At 65.1% G+C, this 5,601-nt stretch carries 4 protein-coding genes; 3 read left to right on the top strand and 1 reads right to left on the bottom strand.

All coding sequences use genetic code 11. From position 1 onward, the window contains the following. Positions 1-376, top strand: a 376-nt coding sequence (locus VF515_14430) for a PIN domain-containing protein (GenBank protein ID HEX7408828.1), incomplete at its 5' end; no start/stop codon positions are given. Positions 377-484: 108 nt separating this feature from the next. Here VF515_14430 and VF515_14425 read toward each other — a convergent pair. Then, positions 485-4,054, bottom strand: a complete 3,570-nt coding sequence (locus VF515_14425; GenBank protein HEX7408827.1) for a carboxyl transferase domain-containing protein — start codon at positions 4,052-4,054, stop codon at positions 485-487. A 76-nt stretch (positions 4,055-4,130) separates the two neighbouring features. Between VF515_14425 and VF515_14420 the strand changes: the two genes are divergently transcribed. Both VF515_14420 and VF515_14415 read left to right on the top strand, forming a co-directional pair. Further along, positions 4,131-5,054, top strand: coding sequence for an outer membrane lipoprotein-sorting protein (locus VF515_14420; protein HEX7408826.1), 924 nt, complete (start codon positions 4,131-4,133; stop codon positions 5,052-5,054). A 22-nt stretch (positions 5,055-5,076) separates the two neighbouring features. After that, the coding region (locus VF515_14415) for an ABC transporter permease (protein ID HEX7408825.1) at positions 5,077-5,601 on the top strand (525 nt) is incomplete at its 3' end.

The raw sequence follows: 5,601 nt of genomic DNA, 5'->3' as shown, positions 1-5,601 counted from the left end.
GAGAGTACGCGCCCGCGCAGCGGAGTACCTTTCAGAGCACGGGGCCCTCACCATCACCGCCATCAGCGTCTTCGAGCGCCTGCGCGGCTACCGCGAAGCGATTCGGAATGGGAAGCCGTTCGAAGAGCACCTCAGCAGGTTCCAGGCCCTCGTTGCGACGTGCAGGGTCCTGCCGGTCGACGAAGTGGTCGCCGATCACGCCGCCAGAGTCTGGGCTGCCCTCAGCAAGCGGGCACGCCACGCGCTCGGGGATATCCTGATTGCAGCGACCGCGAGCGCATTTACCCTGCCGCTGGTGACGCGCAATCGTCGCGACTTCTTTCCGATGACGCAGATCGAAGGCGTTCAGCTCACGTTGACCGACTGGAGTCGGTGACCACCGCCGCCCGCTGCCCGCGGCCGTGGAAGAATGCAGCTGTGCGGCGAATAAACTCGACTGACACGTTGAGCTGACCGCTGACGGCAGAGCGCTGAGAGCTTCCGCTCACCACGTATCGACACACGGCCGCTTCTTGTGCGTCCGCGCCGGCGGCGGGGCCGAACGCAGTAAACTGGTGATCCATTGGCGCGACTCGGCCGGGTCGATCACGTCGTCGATCTCGAAGTAGGTGGCGGTGCTCAGCGCTTTGCCGTGTTCGTAGGCCCGCGTCACGATGTGCTCGAACAACTGCTTGCGCTCTTCGGGATCTTCGACCGCCGCCAGCTCTTTGCGGAAGCCGAGCTTCACCGCGCCTTCGAGGCCCATGCCGCCGAACTCACCGGTGGGCCACGAGACCGTGAACAGCGGCGCCTTGTGGCTGCCGCCGCCCATGGCTTGCGCCCCCAGCCCGTAGCCCTTGCGCAGCACGATGGTGAAGAACGGTACGCTCAAGTTCGCACCGATCACAAACATCCGGCAACAGTGCCGCACCAACGCCGTCTTCTCCACCTCCGGACCGACCATGATGCCGGGGGTGTCGCACAGGAACAGAATCGGGATGTCGAAGGCGTCGCACAGCTGCATGAACCGGGCGGCCTTGTCCGCGCCGGGAGTATCGATGGCGCCGGCAAGATGCTTCGGGTTGTTGGCGATCACCCCCAATGGCCGGCCCTCTATTCTAATGAAGGCGGTCACCATGCCGAGGCCGAAATGCCGGCGCAGCTCAAGCACCGAACCAGTGTCCGCCAACGTCTCGATGACCGACCGCACTTCGTAGACCCGCAGCCGATTCTCCGGGATGATGCCGCGCAGCAACCGTTGGTCAGCAGACTCCCACTGCGTGATGGGCCCCTGAAAATAGGAGAGATATTGCTTCGCCACGCGCACCGCCTCGGCCTCGTCGGCCACCGCAATGTCGACGACGCCGTTGGGCACCTGCACGCCCATCGGACCCACCTCTTCCGGACGGAAGACGCCCAGCCCGCCGCCTTCGATCATCGCCGGGCCACCCATGCCGATGTTGGAGTTGTCCGTCGCAATGATTACGTCACAACAACCGAGTAAGGCTGCGTTACCCGCAAAACATCGGCCGGAGTTGATGCCGATCAGCGGCACCAGTCCGCTGAGCTTGCCAAAGAGATGAAACGCCATGCAGTCCAGGCTCGCCACCGCGGGCGCATCGACGTCTCCCGGGCGCCCGCCACCGCCTTCGGTGAAGAACACCACCGGGATGCGCAACCGCTCGGCCAACTCGAACATCCGATCTTTCTTCCGGTGGTTCTGGAACCCCTGGGTGCCCGCCAACACGGTGTAGTCGTATGACAGGACGGCGCACTGCGCCTTGGTCTCGCCGAACAGGTGTCCGTTGACGCGGCCGATGCCGGCGATCAGCCCGTCGGCTGGCGTGCGCTCGATCAGGTCCTCGACCGAGCGCCGCTGCCGCTGCGCTGCGATCGCCAGCGCACCGTACTCTACGAATGTTCCCGGATCACAGAGGTCGGATACGTTCTCGCGCGCGGTGCGCTGGCCCGTCTTCCTGCGCCGCGCTACAGCGTCCGACCGCGCGGCATCAAGCGTGACGGCGTGGCGCTGGTGTACCTCGGCGAGATCGGCACGCACGGAGTTCAAGTCAGCGGGCGTCGATTCCTCCGCGTCTGACAGCTCTACATCGCGCACCTCGATGAAGACGAGGGCATGTCCCTCGGGCACAGTGTCGCCTTCCGCCACCCCGATGCGTCGCACCACACCGCTGGCCGGGGCCTCGACGACATGTTCCATCTTCATTGCGGTCATGACCAGAACCGGCTGACCCTGACGTACGGTCTCGCCCTCGGACACGGCCATACTGACGATCGTACCCTGCATGGGCGCGTGCATCACGACGGTGTCTTCCAGCCCGGCCGCCTCGCCCGCTCGACCCTCGACTATCACCGGCCCGGCGGCTTCACTCTTTCCGTAATGCAGGACGGCGAGCGGGTCGGTTGGATCGATCTTGGCGCCGGCAAGCGACCTCCCCCCAGCCCCCTCCTTGGTAAGGATGGGGTGAGAGGGATGTCGCTCCTTGGTAAGGAAGGGGTGAGAGACCGAGGGCGGGGGGAGGTCGTCAGGCGCGACCAGCTCGGTAATGTGGTCTTCCACAAAGCGGGTATGGATACGATTGGCCACGAATTCCGGGTGCCGCAGCAGCCGCTGCAGGAACGGAATGTTGGTGCGCACACCCTCGATCGCGAACTCCCCCAGGGCGCGATACGTTCGCCCGACCGCATCGCCGAAGCGCGGCGAGGTCGAATGGCCAATGAGCTTGGCAACCAGGGAGTCGAAGTTGGGATTGGTCTGATAGCCGACATAGCCGCAGGTATCCGTCCGCACCCCGTGACCCGACGGCACCTCGAATGCCACCAGGGTTCCACCGCTAGGTCGAGCCATGCCGTTGGCATCCATCGTCTCGGTGTTGATGCGGGCCTGCACCGCGAACCCTCGCGGTATCGGCACATCCGCCTGCAGCAGGCTCAGCTCCGCCAGCGAGCGGCCAGCGGCCAGCTGGAGCTGGATCCGTACGAGGTCAATGCCCAGCACTTCTTCCGTGACCGTGTGCTCGACCTGCAACCTCGGGTTGGCCTCGATGAATGCGTAAGGCGGACCTCCCCCCAGCCCCCTGATTGGTGGACTGTCGATAACTGACCGGCCACTGGCTTGGTATGCCGTATTTTCCGCGTGCTCCCGTAGCGGCGCAGCATGCTGCGCCCCTACATTCGGAGAAGGTACGGAGGGGGAATCTTCACCCATGGCATCGGCGGCGACCAGAAATTCGAACGTACCGGCGTTGTGGAAACGCACCGTCTCGGCCATCCGGACAGCATCCGCGGTGAGGCGTGCGCGCAAGCCTGGTGACAAGCTGGGGCAGGGCGCGATCTCGACGAGCTTTTGATGCCGCCTCTGGATACTGCATTCCCGCTCGCCAAGATGGCTGACACTGCCAGACCCGTCGCCGATGATCTGCACTTCAATGTGCCGGGCGCGAGCCATGAGCTGCTCCACATACACCTTGCCGTTCCCGAAGGCCTGGAGCGCCTCCGACTGACAGCGCGCATAGGCGTCGTCGATCTCCTCGGGACGACGCACCACCCGCATGCCACGGCCGCCACCACCCGCGACTGCCTTGATCATCATGGCGCCGCCATCTCCCAGCGACGAGAGAAAGTTCTTGGCCTGCTCTACCGTCACCGTGTCCGCTGTGCCCCTCAGCACTGGCACCCCGCAGCGCTCTGCCAGCGCCCGCGCCTGGGTCTTGTCACCAAAGATCTCCAGCGTCTCGGGATGCGGCCCAACAAAGGTGATGCCTTCCGCGGCAGCGCGCCGAGCAAACGCGGCGTTCTCACTGAGAAAGCCATAGCCCGGGTGGACGGCGTCGCAGCCGCGTGCCTGGGCAACGGCGAGGATCTGCGTCGCGTCGAGGTAGGCGGCGGCCCCCACGCCGTGCAGGGGGCAAGCCTCGTCCGCCCTACGCGTATGGAGCGAGCGGGCGTCGTCCTCCGAGAACACTGCGACGGTGCGGATGCCCAGCTCCGCCGCCGCGTGCATGATCCGCACGGCAATCTCGCCTCGGTTTGCCACCAGAAGTTTCTTCATGGGAATCTGCTTTCATAAACGTGGGGAAAAGAGAACACCTTGAGGGGCGCGAGCGTGCTGGCCAACTCCAGCCACTCCAACCATGGCGAGCAGTTCTCTGGCGCTTGTATTCGCCGCCGCCCTTTGGCCCACGGCTCCGCTGATCGCCATGGTGCGCCTCCGCTATTTACCGTTTGTGTTTGTCGCTCTGCTGTGGTGCGCCGGCTCGGTTGCTGACGCCGAGCAGGACGGCTTGGGGCTCGTCACAGAGACCTGGGGGCGATACCGCCGTGTGAACACCGAGAGGGAGGAGAGTGAGATCCTCATCGTGAGTGCGCCGCAGGCGGCTGGCTTTTCGCGCGCGGAGACCGAAGCCATGGCGCGCGAGGCGCGATCCGGGGTGATCCACAAGCGCGCCGTCCGCCACGTGCTCTACGCGCCGGACGGGCACGACAAGATCCATTTGCTGTTCTCACTGCCGGCCGATGATGCGGGCTTGGGCCTGCTCGTCTGGCGGCAGACCGCCGGCGCCCAGGACGACATGTGGCTGTTCATGCCAGGCTACCGCGCCGTGCGGCGCATCCCGGTGAGCAGCAAGCAGCGGTTGGCGGGCACTGATCTGCTCTATGAGGACGTGCGCGAGCTGGCCGGCGAGCGCACCGATCGGTTTACGTACAAGATCGTGGCGGCCGAGCCAGTCGACGGCCGAGCCGCGGACGTAATCGTTGCCACGCCGAAGGCGGGCACGGAGTCCGCCTACAGCAGCCGCAAGATCTGGGTGGACAAAGAGTGGCTCTTTCCCCTGAAGATAGAGTTTTACGACAGCCAAGGAAGCGTGTGGAAAGTGCTGCGCAACACCGAGATCCACGAGGTGGCACCTGGGGTGCGCCGGGCGGATTTGGCCGAGATGCGTGATCTGCAGCTGAAAGAATGCACACTGCTCCTGGTGACCAAGCGGAGCGTTGGGAGCGAAATCCCGGCACAGGTTTTCACAGAGGATTACCTGGTGCATCCGGGTGCCGACTGATCGGACCTGAGATGCCGCGAGCATGATCGCCGACAGCTTTCGGATGCCGCGCCGCTTCTTGCGCGGACACTATGCGCGGCTGGCATTGACGGTTTTCGCCCTTGCTTGTGGCGTCGCGCAGGTCGCTGCCGATGATCTCGCGGGCCGTGAGACGCTGCGCGCCTTCGTGAAGATCATCGATACCGTCGCCGGGCGTGCCGCCCTGCAAGTGAGCGCAGGTGAAGGCGCCCTCTTTCCCGAGGACGTTGTGAAGACGATTTCCGCGGTGCCGGGCGTCGAGCTCACCGTGCCGGTGGTGAGCGGCACGGCGTTCATGGCGGACGACAGCGGCGAGCTGCTCACGGTTCAGGGCATGGACATCGCCAACAAGGAGGCGGTGGCGGTGTACGAGCTGCGGGACGAGGAACGTGGGCTCGACGACCCGAAGCTCTTTCTCGCGGATGCCATCGTCATCCCGCACGCGTTTGCCGACCGGCGCGGCCTGAAGCTCGGCGACGGGCTCACTATCGATACGCCTCGCGGCCAACAGCACGTCACCGTCCGCGGC

The sequence above is a fragment of the Candidatus Binatia bacterium genome, from assembly GCA_036382395.1.
Classification (GTDB): domain Bacteria; phylum Desulfobacterota; class Binatia; order HRBIN30; family HRBIN30; genus JAGDMS01.
Note: the sequence above shows the minus strand (reverse complement) of the source record. Positions and strands in the feature narration are given on the sequence as shown.